Below are 15874 nucleotides of genomic sequence, written 5' to 3'. Positions count from 1 at the left end.
TTTATTCTTTATATACAGATTTTATGTCTAGTCAGAAACCCCAATACAAAGACAGTCTCTTTAGTGCGCCAATTGCAAACTTAGGGGATTGGCAATTTGACGAAAAAGTTGCCGAAGTCTTTCCCGACATGATCCAACGTTCTGTGCCGGGTTACTCAAATATTATTACCATGATTGGTATGTTAGCCGGCCGTTTTGTCACAGATAATAGCATCGTTTATGACCTCGGCTGCTCTTTAGGTGCTGCAACCCTTTCTATTCGCCGTAATATCACCGCACAAAATTGCCAAATTATAGCGGTTGATAATTCACCAGCTATGGCAAAGCGTTGTCGCCAACATATTGATGCTTATAAAGCTGATACGCCTGTTAATGTCATTGAAGGTGATATTCGAGATATTGAAATAAACAATGCTTCAATGGTGGTGCTCAACTTTACTTTACAGTTTTTAAACCCCTCAGATCGCCATCTGCTGCTTCAGAAAATTTATCAAGGGCTAAATCCCGGCGGCATTCTTGTGTTATCTGAAAAATTTAATTTCGAAGATACTGAAATTGGTGAATTACTCTTCAATATGCACCATGATTTTAAACGAGCTAACGGCTACAGCGAACTCGAAATCAGTCAAAAACGTAGCATGCTCGAAAATGTCATGTTGACAGATTCTGTCGAAACACATAAAGCGCGCTTACGGCAAGCAGGTTTTTCACATTGTGAAGTTTGGTGCCAATGTTTTAATTTTGGTTCGTTATTAGCATTAAAAGAGATGCAGTTATGATCGACTTTGGTCGTTTTTACCAACAAATCGCAACAGGTCCTTTAAGCCATTGGCTTGATACTTTACCTGCTCAAATCAGCGCATGGAAAAAAGAGCAGTTACATGGCGGCTTCAAATCATGGGAAAAAATGTTGGATAACCTTCCCAACATGACGCCTAGCCATTTAGATCTCAAAAATAGCGTCACCGCATCACGCGATCCGGCTCTAACATCGGGAGAAACGCGTCGCCTCAATAATATTCTTGAGCAATTTAAGCCATGGCGCAAAGGCCCATTTTCTCTTTATGGTGTCAATATTGATACAGAATGGCGTTCAGATTGGAAATGGGATCGCGTACTTCCGCATATTTCCCCCTTAAAAGACCGCCTCGTTCTCGATGTTGGCTGTGGGAGTGGCTATCATATGTGGAGAATGTTGGGTGAAGGTGCTTCTTTTGTTGTTGGCATCGATCCTACCCAATTATTTCTTTGCCAATTTGAAGCAGTAAGAAAATTACTTGGTGATGACCAAAGAGCGCATTTATTACCACTGGGTATTGAGCAATTACCCGCGTTGAATGCCTTTGATACTGTATTTTCTATGGGGGTACTTTATCATCGCCGCTCTCCCCTTGATCATTTATGGCAATTAAGAAACCAATTAGCCAGTGAAGGCGAGTTAATTTTAGAAAGTTTAGTCATTGAAGGCGATGAATTCCAATGTTTAATTCCGGGTGAACGCTATGCACAAATGCGTAATGTTTACTTCATTCCTTCTGCAAAAATGCTCAAAGTTTGGCTAGAAAAATGTGGTTTTATTGATGTTAGAATTGTCGACCAAGCAGTCACTTCTACAGAAGAACAGCGCCGCACTGAATGGATGAAAACAGAATCTCTCGCCGAATTTTTAGACCCAACGGATCCAAGCAAAACAATTGAAGGTTACCCTGCACCTCTTAGAGCCGTGCTTGTCGCGCGTAAGCCATAATAAATAAATTTTGCTCTGCAATTAAAGAGTGCAATTTTGATTTAAGGAACAATATTCTCTCTCAAAAAATTTATCTTCATGAGAGAGAATATAATAAATAAAACGATAGCATTAAGTATTATTACAATTTATTACGCGGAAACTTTTTCAGTAATAGAAATATAATCTTTCATGGCTTCAACGGTTGAGCCATCAACACAATAATGAGTAAATTCATCACTTTCACTATTTGACGCCATTGTCACACCAACTTTGCGATAGCTCATACTTGATGGAACGGTTTTCCCTGCTGAACTGTGGACTTCAGTCAAACCAATTTCCATAAATTTGCTCAAGTTCGCTAAGCGCACGCCAGCACCCGCCATAATCACTGGGCCAGATATTTCTTTACTTTTGTTATTAAGTTCTTTTAATAATGGTAAACCTAACTCAGCGCTTTGTTGCTGACCAGAAGTCAGTATTCTCGCTACCCCTAAATCTTTAAGTTGTTCAAGTGCTAATAATGGGTTAATACACATATCAAAAGCACGGTGAAATGTGATCTGCATTCCTTGGGCAATCTTCATTAATGTTTGCATGCGTTCAATATCAATGCGCCCTTCTGTATCAAGGATACCCACCACAGCCCCTGGGAATCCCATTTCATTGATCATTTTTAAATCTTCACAGATCACTTCAAATTCATTCATGTTGTAACAAAAGTCACCACCACGAGGCCTTACAATTGGATGAACTGGAATATGAATTTTTTCTCTGGCAAGTTTTAAATAGCCATAACTTGGCGTTAAACCGCCATCTGCGGCGCCAGAACATAGCTCAATGCGGTCAGCGCCATATTCTTGAGCTGCTTGCGCACACTCAATTCCAAAGCAACAAATTTCCAATTTTGCCATACCACCTCCAACAACTTAATATTTTAATATAAAAGCAATACGCCTGAAAAACAGACAAAAAAATAGGTAAAACGTTAACATTCAATTAATGATGCCACTAATTTAACCTTGATACAGGATAGATATCACATCATCAGCAGTTTCTTATTAGTTATTTGCAATAACGTTAAATGCATCACTTATTTTTCGCTTTCAATTATCTTTTTTAGTGTAAATGGATGATATTTAATAGTAATTAAACCATTACTCACTGCTAATGTAGGATTAGGGAGTCTTTCTTGCTGGCCTTTAGGCTGGCTCATTTTTGAGTGGAAGCCTTCTGGCAGAGGATGCGGTAGCAATTTATGTGCAGTATCTTCAAGTTGGTCGGGAGCAACATCAATGACCATTTCTATATGTTCCCACGTTTCTTGGGGATATACTTTATCTTTGGGAAAAGGTAATTCAATGATAAAAATAGTTTGAGATGCCACTAACAATGGCTTTTCTAGCTCAAATAAACAAATAGATCGCCCATTAATTATATTATTTGATAATAATTGCCCGCATTTTAATAAACCTGTTTGCCAACGTTTGGCCGTTTCAATGTGATGGCAACGTACTGAAATATGGTCAATAGGGTAATCAACTAAAGAAACATTTAACGCTTTGGCCATGTTAATTAATTGTTGTTCAAACTCAGGTAAAGATTGCCATAAATCGCCTAATTCAGGCACAGAGGAAAACTCAATCATTGAAAATACTCTTCTTAATACAATTTAAATCTCGACTTTATAAAAACTATTATTAATCACATATTATTAAGCTGCATGAACTGTTTTGCTGTCTAATATGTTACTTAAGTAATATCTATTTTTTAAATAAGAGATGTTCCGGCAAGACTGTAGCACGACTCCCTTAAAATATGGTATAAAACCTGCCGATTTTTCTCTTCTTTCTTTTAGTTCTGCGTTTGTAATGGCACAATGCAGTAACCATGTTCGTTATTTAAGGTAATCCGGTGAATATTCAGGCTATTCTTTCAGATAAAATCAGTGCTGCAATGCAGGCAGCGGGAGCTCCAGAAGGCAGTGATGCGCTTGTGCGTCAATCAGCAAAAGCCCAATTTGGTAACTATCAAGCCAATGGTGTTATGGGTGCTGCTAAAAAAATGGGCATCAACCCCCGACAACTGGCCGAGCAAATTGTGAGTCATTTAGATCTCGAAGGTATTGCGAATAAAATAGAAATCGCCGGCCCGGGTTTTATCAATATCTTTCTCGACCCAAACTGGATCACAGCACAAGCAGAACAAGCATTAATCAGCCATAATCTTGGTTTATCCCCTGTTCAACAAGAAACCATTGTTATTGATTACTCAGCGCCGAATGTGGCGAAACAAATGCATGTTGGCCATCTGCGTTCAACTATCATTGGTGATGCGGCAGCTCGCACCCAAGAGTTTCTCGGTCACAAAGTGATCCGCGCAAACCACGTTGGTGACTGGGGTACCCAATTTGGTATGTTGATTGCTTACCTTGAAAAAATGCAAAATGAAAATGCTGAGGATATGGCTCTAGCTGACTTAGAGACATTTTATCGCGAAGCAAAACAATATTATGATAGCGATGAAGCATTTGCAGAACGCGCTCGTGGCTATGTGGTAAAACTGCAATCAGGTGATGAATACTGCCGTAAAATGTGGCGTAAATTAGTTGATATCACCATGCAACAAAACCAAGAAACTTACCGTCGCTTAAATGTCACGCTAACTGAAGATGATGTTATGGGCGAAAGCTTATACAACGATATGTTAGCAAATATTGTTGCTGATTTAAGAGCTAAAGGGCTTGCAGTTGAAAGCGAAGGTGCAACCGTTGTTTACCTTGATGAGTTTAAGAATAAAGAAGGTGAACCAATGGGCGTCATCGTCCAGAAAAAAGATGGTGGATTTTTATACACCACAACAGATATTGCTTGCGCGAAATATCGTCATGATGTTTTGCATGCAGACCGAGTTCTTTATTACATTGACTCACGCCAACATCAACATTTAATGCAAGCATGGACAATTGTCCGTAAAGCAGGCTACATTCCGGAATCAATGACGCTGGAACATCATATGTTCGGTATGATGTTAGGCAAAGATGGTAAGCCATTTAAAACACGCGCTGGCGGTACTGTGCGTCTCTCTGACCTATTAGATGAAGCAATTGAACGTGCTCAGGTTTTAATCCGCACTAAAAATCCTGATATGGCAGAAGATGAATTGAATAATGTTGCCAATGTGGTTGGTATCGGCGCAGTTAAATATGCTGATTTATCAAAAAGCCGCACAACTGACTATATTTTCGACTGGGATAACATGTTAGCTTTTGAAGGAAATACCGCACCTTATATGCAATATGCTTATACTCGTGTGGCTTCTATCTTCAAAAAAGCAGATATCACTGAAACCGATTTAACGGGTTCTATTCAATTACAAGATGAACGTGAAATTGCGCTTGCAACGCGTTTAGTGCAATTCGAAGAAACCATTTTGATGGTCGCTCGTGATGGTACACCTCATGTGATGTGTGCTTATCTTTACGATCTCGCAGGTCTATTTTCAAGCTTCTATGAACATTGCCCTATTTTATCAGCAGATGATGATGCACAACGCCAAAGCCGCCTCAAACTAGCTCTACTGACGCAAAAAACATTAAAAGCAGGTCTTGATACATTAGGTATTGAAACCGTAGAAAGAATGTAAGACGTCATTAAACGTAAAAAGTCGGTGTCTAAATAAGGTACCGACTTTTTTTATGCGTGTTTATCTGGTTACTAGAAAAAAAGCATCTTAATTAAGATGCTTTTTTAAGTGATTATCTCATCAAACGCTGTGCTTTTTGAAATCTCTAGGGCGGAAACCTAGCGCAAATAATGCAACAAAGTAACTTCCAGCGCCGACAATGACAACCCCAATCAAACGTAATAAACGCATCGCCATATTACCCTCTTGCCATTGTGGCATAATTTGTAATACACCAAACAGCACGACAGTCATTACAGCAAGCGCAACCAATAATTTAAAGATAAAGCCACGCCAGCCTGGCATTGGTGTAAAAATATCTTGTTTACGCAATTGCCAATACAAGACACCCGCATTAAAACAAGCCGCTAAACCAATAGATAACGCTAATCCCGCATGTTTCATTGGCCCAATAAATGCTAAATTCATTAATTGAGTAAGAATTAATGTCACTATCGCTATTTTAACTGGCGTCCTAATGTTTTGGCGGGAATAAAAGCCAGGCGCTAAAATTTTCACCAAAATCATCCCTGTTAATCCGACACAATATGCCATCAATGCGTATTGCGTCATTAAGGAATCATGCGCGGTGAATTTATCATATTGAAATAATGAAACGGTTAAAGCTTCTGACAAAATAGCTAAACCAATAGCACAAGGCAAAGCAAGTAATAAGCATAAACGTAGTCCCCAATCCATTAAGTGGCGATATTCCGTTTGGTTGCCGCTGGTAAAGCTTTTTGCTAATGAGGGTAATAAAATGGTACCTAAAGCAACACCAAGCACACCAGAAGGCAGCTCCATTAGTCTATCTGCATAATACATCCAAGAAACAGAACCAGATTGTAAGAATGAAGCAAAGATAGTGTTGATAATTAGGGAAATTTGGCTGACTGAAACACCAATAATAGCTGGTCCCATCATTTTCATCACGCGCCAGACGCCGCTATCCTTAAATGAAATACGCGGTAAAACAAGCATGCCAATCTTTTTCAAATGAGGAAGTTGGTACACCAGCTGTAACACACCACCCACAATGACTGCCCATGCTAATGCCATAACAGGGGGATCAAAGTAAGGCGCTGCGAAAGCGGCAAAGAAAATCATGCTGACATTTAATAAGGTAGGCGCAAATGCCGGAACCGAAAATCGATTCCAAGTATTGAGGATAGCACCAGCAAGAGAAGCTAAGGAAATGAGGAAAATATACGGGAATGTGACACGCAAAAGCTGTGTGGTTAAGGCAAATTTGTCTGCATCATCGGTAAATCCCGGTGCTGTAACATAAATAATCCACGGAGCACCCATTATCCCTAAAACCGTCACAATCGCTAAAGCAAATGTTAGCATCCCTGAAATATAAGCAACAAACGTTCGTGTGGCCTCTTCCCCTTGCTGATTTTTATATTCTGCAAGAATTGGTACAAATGCTTGCGAAAATGCCCCTTCAGCAAAGATACGCCGTAACAAATTTGGCAATTTAAAAGCAACAAAAAAAGCATCCGCAGATGCGCCAGCCCCGAATACTCGGGCAATGATAGCATCACGAATAAACCCTAAAACCCGAGACATCATGGTCATAGAGCTGATTGCTGCTAACGATTTTAATAAATTCATGATAGGCAAACTAAAAGAAAACAATCGCGCCAGTTTATCAGTGAGCCGCGTGGCTGACTACGATTGAATGGTAAATTAAGATCTATACTTGAATAGATATGCGTTTATATTAGGATTTTGATTGCTTCCATTGCGCATCAGTTAAAGCGGTTAAGACATGATCCCGCCATTCTCCATCAATTTGTAAATACTGTTTTGCATAACCTTCCCGCTCAAACCCTAAACGCGATAACAAATTACCACTGCGTAAATTATGTGGCATATAGTTTGCCATAATCCGGTGGATACCCTGACTTTTTTGCATATAACGATTAGATTGTACTAATGCTTCATACATCAAGCCTTGTCCCTGCCACTTTTCGCCTATTGAATAGCCAAGGTAACAGGCATGAAAAGCGCCACGAAGAACATTACTGTAATTTGCAACACCAATAACGCTTTTTTCTTCACTATCCAATAATAAAAAATGAAAAGCACTTCCTTGGCGGTGTAGCTCGGTCATAACTTGTAAACGGTGATGCCAACTCGATGGATTAAAATGCGAGCTATCCCGTAAAGGTTCCCAAGGCTTTAAAAATTCTTTATTTTCACTGTAATAATCTGCCAAGCGGTAACTATCACGTTCATATGCCAACCTAACTATCATCCTTTCCGTCACGAGACGTACTTTTGGCTCATTTATCCGATAACCAAACATCGTTAACCCTTAATTAAATTCATATCGCCTAATGGCGATTCAACGATAAAAATAAATCATCAGTAATACATTGCTTATACGATTAAAAAATATCATCTTAACAGGGATATTCTACTGATATTATTGATGAGAAGCAGTAAGAATCCATTCCCCTTAGTTATTTTTTCCAATGGTGTGCCATGGCTCAGGTATCACAAGCGAGAAGCTTGGGTAAATATTTTTTACTTTTAGACAATATGTTGGTTGTTCTCGGCTTTTTTGTGGTTTTTCCTTTGATTTCCATTCGTTTTGTTGACCAATTAGGCTGGGCTGCTGTTGTTGTAGGATTTGCACTTGGACTCAGGCAGCTTGTTCAACAGGGATTAGGTATCTTTGGTGGCGCAATTGCTGACCGCTTTGGCGCTAAACCCATGATTGTTATTGGCATGTTATTACGCGCTTGTGGTTTTGCTCTTATGGCTGTCGCCTATGATCCTTGGATTTTATGGCTATCTTGCGTACTTTCTGCACTCGGCGGCACACTTTTCGACCCACCAAGAACAGCATTGGTGATTAAATTAACGCGTCCTTATGAGCGTGGACGTTTTTATTCATTATTACTGATGCAAGACAGCGCAGGTGCAGTTATTGGCGCATTAATCGGTAGCTGGCTACTGACTTATGACTTTCATTATGTCTGCTGGGCGGGTACTTTCGTCTTTATTTTAGCCGCTATTTGTAATGCATGGCTGTTACCTGCTTATCGTATATCAACCATTAGAACCCCTGTAAAACAAGGTATGCAACTTGTCCTGAAAGATAAGCGCTTTGTTACCTATGTTATTACACTTGCTGGTTATTTTATGCTTTCAGTTCAAGTGATGTTGATGTTTCCAATCTTAATTAATGAACTTGCAGGAACGCCTACTGCAGTGAAATGGATGTACGCCATTGAAGCGGCAATTTCGCTCACGTTGCTCTATCCAATAGCTCGCTGGAGTGAAAAACATTTTCGGCTTGAACAACGTTTAATGGCAGGTCTATTTTTAATGAGCTTAAGTATGTTCCCTATTGGTTTAGCAAGCTCACTGTCTGTTGTATTCGGTCTTATTTGTTTATTTTATTTGGGCACAATCACCGCAGAACCCGCAAGAGAAACATTAAGTGCATCTCTTGCTGATCCCCGTGCTAGAGGGAGTTATATGGGTTTTAGCCGCCTTGGATTAGCATTAGGTGGCGCTGTCGGCTATACAGGTGGTGGTTGGATGTATGATTTGGGTCATCAATGGCACATGCCACATTTGCCTTGGTTTTTATTAGGTACTATTGGATTTATCACTTTATGGGCTTTGCATAAACAATTTAATCGTAAGAAAATTGAAACTGCAATGCTGAATAATTAGTCACAACTATACACTCTAAATAATTTGAGATATAACAGAGAAATATTTTTAAAAGGAGTGGTTATGAAACAGTTTTTATTGGTTGCAATGTTGGGAATATTCACGTTATTAACGGGTTGTAGCCAACTCACTGAATTCACTATCAGTGAAAATACCATCAATAGTTATCTTGCAAATAAAGTAAAATATGACAACAACATTGGTATCTCTGGTGTTATCGATGCCAATATTAAACTATCCGATTTGAAGTCTGAAATCGGACGTAACGAGCCAGGAAAAATTGCATTAAGAGGTATTGCTACAGTTAATTTAGATTCTTTAATTGGTAACACCAATGCAACTATTGATTTAACATTAACGGCTCGCCCCTATTTTGATGTACAAGAAGGCGCTATTTACCTTAAAGAATTAAATATTAGTCAATATAAAGTCATCCCCGAAAATATGGATACGGCTATAGCGACTGTGATGCCTTATTTGAACAGTTCATTAGAAGCTTTCTTTGCCACACAACCTGTCTATGTACTCAATCCTGAAAATGGTGCTGCTGAAGCTACTGCGAAAAAACTTGCCAAAGGTTTAGAAATTAAACCAGGCAAACTGATCATCCCAATGGTGGATTAATCTCCATAAATTTTTTCGATTGAGAAAAGCACAAAAGGCCCCTATTTTTTTACTGGTGCCTTTTGTTTTAATAAAATATTTTTATCATCAAGACATGATTTAAATAATCACATCTCTAAAATATATACCTAGCTTATTATAAACGTGACAACGTCACTCAGTTTCTAACTCATCACGTAAAACAATAATTGCATCACGGGTGATTTGCGCCAATGTGCGATAAAATGGCGTAGTAGCATGCGCTTCCATTTTACCTAAAAACACGCCATACCAACTGAGAATAAAGCTATCAAATAACTCAATTTGAGCCGCAGTTTCATCTTCAGCCGCTTGGTCTTCTAACCAAGACGCCGCTAATAGCAAAGAACCTAAAGCATCAGTCCGATTATCACTAAGCTGCATACCTCTTTCTACAAGAAACTCACGAATTTCTGCATCTGTGATTTCAGCATCATAATCATTAGCAAAGACTGACACTGCGGGTGTTTCACCACCAAATAGTGCCTGATAATCTGCCACAATTTCCTTCATATCGACAGATTTTGCCATACGAGCCCATTGCTCATCCTGCTCTAAAGGCCAAGAAGCTTTGAGCTTATCTTGCGCGATCATATCAATTAACGGTTTAACTAGGTTATCATCTGGTGAACGTTGAAATAATGTGCCCAACATACGACAAACAATTGAAAATTCGTTCATTAGATTACAATTCCTATATTTGATATTCATGCTCTAGATAACCTTAGCTGCATGAAATAACCACAGTTTGACCTTAACTAAGTCTCTTAATAGAGATTATTGACTTACCAGGACAATTTTCAGGCAAAAATCAATAATCTCTGATGTCACTGATGACAATGAAACCTAGTATACCTGATATAACTGCGTTAATAACCCCGCTTCATATCAACAATACCTGCTGGTTCTAATCCATCTTCAATGCGCTTAATGTTATTAGCAATCATATCCATTGCTTCATTAGGTACAGTAAATGCCGCGACATGAGGCGTGATAGCAACGCGAGGATGCGTCCAGAACGGGTGCATTTGTGATAAAGGTTCAAATGCAAAAACATCTAATGATGCGCCAGCAACTTGACCTGATTCTAATGCAGTCAATAAATCCTGCTCGACTAAATGAGCCCCACGCGCTAAGTTGATAATATAGGCATTTTTTTGCAGTTGATTAAACAGGTGCAGGTTAAGTATACCGGCTGTTTCTGGGGTACTTGGCAATAAGTTAATGATCACTCGGGTTCCATGCAGAAAGTCACTTAACTGATCTTGCCCGTAGTAGCTTTTCACATTATCTATATGTTTTTCGCTGCGACTCCAAGTTCTTACCTGAAAACCAAAACTTGCTAGCCTTTTAGCGACAGCCGTACCCAGCGCACCAGCCCCCATCACACCAACGACAAATTCATCATATTGATAAGCAGGTAACGCTTTCCACTGCCGCTGAGATTGTAATTGACGATATTCATCCATTCTACGGAAGTAATAGAGCACTTTTGCGGTTGCATACTCTTCCATTTGCAATGCCATCCCTGTATCTTCAAGGCGCATAACGGGTACGCCAGCAGGTAATGTTCCTGGCCTATCTTGTTCTTGCTTTAAAATGGCATCAACACCTGCACCCAAAGCAAAAATTCCTTTTAAATCACTTCTACCCGCAAGGCATTCATAGGGCGGTAGCCATACCATGGCATAATCTGCACTTTGCTTATCGCCTTTCTCCCACAGCCGAATATTGGCTTGCGGAAGCCTTGCTTGCATACCTTCAATCCACTGATTCGCATCAAAAAACGGGTGATAAAATAGTATATTCATGACGATTCCTCTTATGTTTACTCCAGAGTGTGCCGAAATGCCCCTATTTTCAAGTTAACTTGATGATTGAGTACTGTGATAATTAGCATTTTGTTAAGTTGATAACGGATCTTATCATTAAGGCTTGAAGTTTTGAGTAAGTACTGAAGCGGAACAATGTTGAATTGACTGCACAATTCTAGCCAATAAAGTCATGAAGAAAACCATCATATTAAGAAATACACTATTAATGCTGTAATATATTAGCCTTAAATATATGCAACCCTAACATTTAAAGATTACATATTAATCAAATTGATTTATATTTAACTCACTAAATAAAAAAGCATAAAAAAGCGCAATTAGGGAGTTGACGCACGCCCTGTTTTTCCCTATAGTAGCGCCCCGTTGCAAAGCAAGATTTATTGTTTTATGACAACAGCATTAAAAATACGGTGAGGTGTCCGAGAGGCTGAAGGAGCACGCCTGGAAAGTGTGTATACGTGCGAACGTATCGAGGGTTCGAATCCCTCCCTCACCGCCATTTTTATTCTTAGTTATTTCCCCCAACATTCCTCTTTATTTAAATCCACTCTATACTTATCAAAATTTATTCTATATTCCCGACTAAATAAGATTAAATAGTATTAAAAATATTCAATATTACTAACTTCCTGCCTATTTTTTACTTTTGTCACTGTAAACGTTATGATATTTGCGAATTCATTGACACATAACAGATTTTTTATGTGAATTAGATGTATTCTCTATCGCCTACTTTTCGGTTATTTTCACCCTCTTATTTTGGCAGGGTATAATGAGCACAAAAAAAATTAATAGATTGCGCCCATTTAGTGCGCTAATAGATTCATGTTGGAAAGAGAAATATACATTTGCACGTTTTATTAAAGACTTAATTGCGGGGATCACTGTCGGTATTATTGCTATTCCACTTGCAATGGCATTAGCAATCGCTAGTGGCGTACCTCCACAATATGGTCTTTATACTGCGGCGATTGCAGGTATTGTAATTGCAGTAACGGGTGGCTCCCGTTATAGCGTTTCGGGGCCAACAGCCGCATTTGTTGTTATTTTATATCCTGTTTCACAACAATTTGGCTTAAGTGGATTGCTCGTTGCAACGCTAATGTCTGGAATTATATTGGTTGCGATGGGCTTTGCTCGTTTTGGCAAATTCATCGAATATATTCCTGTATCCGTTACATTAGGTTTTACTTCAGGGATTGCAATTACAATTGCCACCATGCAGATCAAAGACTTTTTTGGATTGCAAATGGCACATGTTCCTGAAAACTATGTTGATAAAGTTATTGCATTGGTTAATGCATTACCCACTTTTCAATACAGTGACACTTTAATTGGCTTAACAACATTACTGATTCTTATCTATTGGCCTAAGTTAGGGCTAAAGTTACCGGGTCACTTACCTGCCATTATTGCGGGTACCCTTGTCATGTGGGTTCTCTCACTTTTTGATAAGCAAGTTGCTACTATTGGTTCAGAATTTAGTTATCTTCTGCCGAATGGCACTGAAGGCAATGGTATCCCTCCTATCCTACCTCAATTTGTTCTTCCGTGGGAGTTACCCGGCAGTACGCCAATTAGTTGGTCTATGATCACCGCATTAATGCCAGCAGCGTTTTCTATGGCGGTTCTTGGGGCTATCGAATCACTACTTTGCGCCGTAGTTCTCGATAATATGACGGGCAAAAAACACCATTCCAATAGTGAGCTAGTTGGCCAAGGTTTTGGTAATATTGCAGCCCCATTCTTTGGTGGTATCACAGCAACTGCTGCTATTGCCCGTTCAGCCGCAAACGTAAGAGCTGGCGCTACCTCACCTGTATCAGCCATTATCCACTCCTTATTGGTATTACTGACCTTACTTGTTCTTGCGCCGATGCTTTCCTATCTTCCTCTCGCCGCAATGTCAGCATTGCTGCTAATGGTTGCATGGAACATGAGTGCTGCGCGTAAAGTCATAGATTTGATCCGCCGAGCGCCAAAAGATGACATCGTTGTATTAATTCTGTGTATGTCATTAACTGTGCTCTTTGATATGGTCATCGCAATTACAGTAGGCATTGTTTTAGCCTCACTATTATTTATGCGTCGCATTGCGAATATGACCAAAATCAGTGAGTTACCAGAAACAGACAAAAATAAAGGACTGCTCGTTGTGCGCATCAACGGCCCACTCTTTTTTGCCGCGGCAGAACGTATCTTTGATGAATTAAAAGTCAAATGTGAAGGTTACAACACAATTATTATGCAGTGGGATGCTGTGCCTGTCCTTGATGCGGGAGGCTTAGATGCTTTCCAAAAATTTATTGATGCTGAAAAAGATACCCACATCATTGTCTGCGATATACCATTCCAGCCATTGAAAACATTAGCTAGAGCACGAGTCACTCCAGTTGAAGGGGAATTAACTTTCCATAACTCTATTGATAAGGCGCTAGAAGAACACAACAAAGAATAATTGATATAGCCACTGTCAATCTACTTGGCAGTGGCATTACAAGGCCGAACCTTGCCCGCCATTTTCTAATAAATATTGATATAGGCTATTCATTCCTAACCAATGATTTTCACACCAACTTGGTGCTAATAGCGTTGGCTTTCTTGCACTTGCAGAAATACGATGATAAATAATTTCTGGTGGGGTATGCCGGATCATCTCTCCAGCAATGCGAGTATATTCATCTAAGGTCAATGTTTGAAGCCGACCTGCACGCAAACTTTTAGCCATAATGCTGCCATCAACAATATGCAATGGATGTAATTTAATACCATCAGTGCCACATGCCAACACGTCTTGAAGTGTCTTCATGTTCATCTCTTCAGTTTCACCCGGTAATCCGCAGATAAGATGTGTACAAACTTTTAAGCCTAATTGACGCGCTTTAATTGCAGTTTGTTGATAGGTTGCAAAATCATGCCCACGATTAATGCGGTGCAGCGTTTTATCATGTGCTGTTTGTAATCCTAATTCTAACCAGATCTCATAACCTTGCTGGTGATAATGACTAAGTAATGAAAATACTTCATCAGGAACACAATCAGGCCTTGTGCCAACACATAAGCCAACAATATCCGCTTGTTCAAGTGCTTCCTCATACAATTTTTCTAGGATTTCTACTTCTGCATAGGTGCTGGTATAGGCTTGAAAATAGGCGAGATAACGACTTGCTCGTGTGATTTTGGTGACTTGCTGGCTGATTTGCTGACGAATATTCAGCGCTGACTGCGATTCATCAGTAAAGGAGGCAACATTACAGAAAGTACATCCACCGCGTCCTAATGTGCCATCACGATTTGGACAATTAAAACCACCATGAAGTGTGATTTTATGGATTTTCTCACCATAACGGCGCTGAAGATCAGCGCCAAACATGGTAACAACTTGATTTAGCTGCATGACACCTCGAAATTAACGGCTGGTGTCTAACTCAGGAAAGCTTTTAACAACTTCATCAATAGCTTTAATTTGCTTTAAGAAAGGCTCTAATTTGTCTAATGGTAATGCGGATGGACCATCACAGCGCGCATTATCAGGATCTGGATGAGCTTCAAGGAATAGCCCTGCTAAACCTACGGCCATACCTGCTCTTGCTAACTCCGCAACTTGAGCACGACGGCCACCAGAAGCAGCGCCAAATGGATCGCGGCATTGTAAAGAGTGAGTCACATCAAAAATAACTGGGCAGCCTTTAGAAGCTTGCATCATGACGCCAAAGCCAAGCATGTCGACAACTAAATTGTCATAACCAAAGTTAGCACCACGATCACATAAGATGATTTTATCATTGCCACCTTCGATGAACTTTTCAACAATATTACCGATTTGTCCTGGGCTAATAAATTGAGGCTTTTTGATATTAATGACGGCATCAGTTTTTGCCATTGCTTCAACTAGGTCAGTTTGGCGAGCCAAAAATGCAGGTAATTGAATGACGTCAACAACCTCTGCAACAGGTTTAGCTTGAGCAGGCTCATGCACATCAGTAATAATCTTAACACCAAAAGTATCTTTCAATTCTTGAAAGATTTTCATTCCTTCATCAAGGCCTGGACCACGATATGAATGAATTGATGAACGGTTAGCTTTATCAAAAGAGGCCTTAAAAACATAAGGAATGCCTAATTTTTGAGTAACAGTCACATAATGTTCACAAACTTTCATCGCCATATCACGGGATTCAAGAACATTCATTCCGCCAAAAAGTACAAATGGAAGATTGTTTGCGACGTTGATATTACCAATGTTGACCACTTTTTGTTGCATGCTCTTACCTTTCATATCGAGACAGAT

At 39.6% G+C, this 15874-nt stretch carries 14 protein-coding genes and 1 tRNA gene; 7 read left to right on the top strand and 8 right to left on the bottom strand.

Going from position 1 to position 15874, the window contains the following annotated elements; all coding sequences use genetic code 11:
- Positions 1–23: 23 nt before the first annotated feature.
- A complete protein-coding gene (gene cmoA / locus OO7_RS08845) occupies positions 24–779 on the top strand; it encodes a carboxy-S-adenosyl-L-methionine synthase CmoA (RefSeq protein ID WP_008915607.1) in 756 nt (251 codons plus the stop codon).
- Positions 776–1747: a tRNA 5-methoxyuridine(34)/uridine 5-oxyacetic acid(34) synthase CmoB gene (gene cmoB / locus OO7_RS08840; protein ID WP_008915606.1), complete on the top strand. Its 972-nt coding sequence runs from the start codon at positions 776–778 to the stop codon at positions 1745–1747. The genes cmoA and cmoB overlap by 4 nt, the downstream gene beginning before the upstream one ends.
- 131 nt (positions 1748–1878) lie before the next feature.
- On the opposite strand, the gene cutC is transcribed toward cmoB, so the two are convergent.
- Together cutC and OO7_RS08830 are read right to left on the bottom strand one after the other, a co-directional pair.
- Positions 1879–2640: a copper homeostasis protein CutC gene (gene cutC, locus OO7_RS08835; protein ID WP_008915605.1), complete on the bottom strand. Its 762-nt coding sequence runs from the start codon at positions 2638–2640 to the stop codon at positions 1879–1881.
- 179 nt (positions 2641–2819) lie between these two features.
- Positions 2820–3374 (bottom strand): VOC family protein, encoded by a 555-nt coding sequence (locus tag OO7_RS08830; protein WP_008915604.1) that lies wholly within the window; start codon positions 3372–3374, stop codon positions 2820–2822.
- Positions 3375–3640: 266 nt separating this feature from the next.
- Between OO7_RS08830 and argS the strand changes: the two genes are divergently transcribed.
- Positions 3641–5371 carry an arginine--tRNA ligase gene (gene argS / locus OO7_RS08825; RefSeq protein ID WP_008915603.1) on the top strand — a complete coding sequence of 577 codons (1731 nt, stop codon included), beginning with the start codon at positions 3641–3643 and terminating at the stop codon, positions 5369–5371.
- A gap of 120 nt (positions 5372–5491) precedes the next feature.
- Here argS and murJ read toward each other — a convergent pair whose 3' ends face one another.
- Positions 5492–7027 carry a murein biosynthesis integral membrane protein MurJ gene (murJ, locus tag OO7_RS08820; protein ID WP_008915602.1) on the bottom strand — a complete coding sequence of 512 codons (1536 nt, stop codon included), beginning with the start codon at positions 7025–7027 and terminating at the stop codon, positions 5492–5494.
- Positions 7028–7136: 109 nt separating this feature from the next.
- Entirely contained in the window at positions 7137–7724 is a 588-nt protein-coding gene (gene rimJ / locus OO7_RS08815) for a ribosomal protein S5-alanine N-acetyltransferase (RefSeq protein WP_008915601.1), read from the bottom strand.
- Positions 7725–7903: 179 nt separating this feature from the next.
- On the opposite strand from rimJ, the gene mdtH reads away from it, so the two are divergent.
- On the top strand, positions 7904–9106 hold the full coding sequence (gene mdtH / locus OO7_RS08810; RefSeq protein WP_008915600.1) for a multidrug efflux MFS transporter MdtH: 1203 nt from the start codon (positions 7904–7906) through the stop codon (positions 9104–9106).
- 63 nt (positions 9107–9169) lie between these two features.
- Entirely contained in the window at positions 9170–9730 is a 561-nt protein-coding gene (locus OO7_RS08805) for a lipoprotein (RefSeq protein WP_008915599.1), read from the top strand.
- Positions 9731–9883: 153 nt separating this feature from the next.
- On the opposite strand, the gene OO7_RS08800 is transcribed toward OO7_RS08805, so the two are convergent.
- Positions 9884–10429 (bottom strand): TorD/DmsD family molecular chaperone, encoded by a 546-nt coding sequence (locus OO7_RS08800; protein ID WP_008915598.1) that lies wholly within the window; start codon positions 10427–10429, stop codon positions 9884–9886.
- Positions 10430–10617: 188 nt separating this feature from the next.
- Positions 10618–11559, bottom strand: a complete 942-nt coding sequence (ghrA, locus tag OO7_RS08795; RefSeq protein WP_008915597.1) for a glyoxylate/hydroxypyruvate reductase GhrA — start codon at positions 11557–11559, stop codon at positions 10618–10620.
- Between the two features lie 433 nt (positions 11560–11992).
- Here ghrA and OO7_RS08790 point away from each other — a divergent pair.
- Positions 11993–12082: transfer RNA gene (locus tag OO7_RS08790), tRNA-Ser, on the top strand.
- Between the two features lie 273 nt (positions 12083–12355).
- Complete coding sequence (dauA, locus tag OO7_RS08785) at positions 12356–14041, top strand: C4-dicarboxylic acid transporter DauA (RefSeq protein WP_008915596.1); 1686 nt, start codon at positions 12356–12358, stop codon at positions 14039–14041.
- 36 nt (positions 14042–14077) lie between these two features.
- On the opposite strand, the gene mnmL is transcribed toward dauA, so the two are convergent.
- On the bottom strand, positions 14078–14980 hold the full coding sequence (gene mnmL / locus OO7_RS08780) for a tRNA modification radical SAM protein MnmL/YtqA (protein WP_008915595.1): 903 nt from the start codon (positions 14978–14980) through the stop codon (positions 14078–14080).
- Between the two features lie 12 nt (positions 14981–14992).
- Positions 14993–15847, bottom strand: a complete 855-nt coding sequence (gene kdsA, locus OO7_RS08775; protein ID WP_008915594.1) for a 3-deoxy-8-phosphooctulonate synthase — start codon at positions 15845–15847, stop codon at positions 14993–14995.
- Between the last annotated feature and the right edge of the window lie 27 nt (positions 15848–15874).

The organism is Providencia sneebia DSM 19967, assembly GCF_000314895.2.
Classification (GTDB): domain Bacteria; phylum Pseudomonadota; class Gammaproteobacteria; order Enterobacterales; family Enterobacteriaceae; genus Providencia; species Providencia sneebia.
Note: the sequence above shows the minus strand (reverse complement) of the source record. Positions and strands in the feature narration are given on the sequence as shown.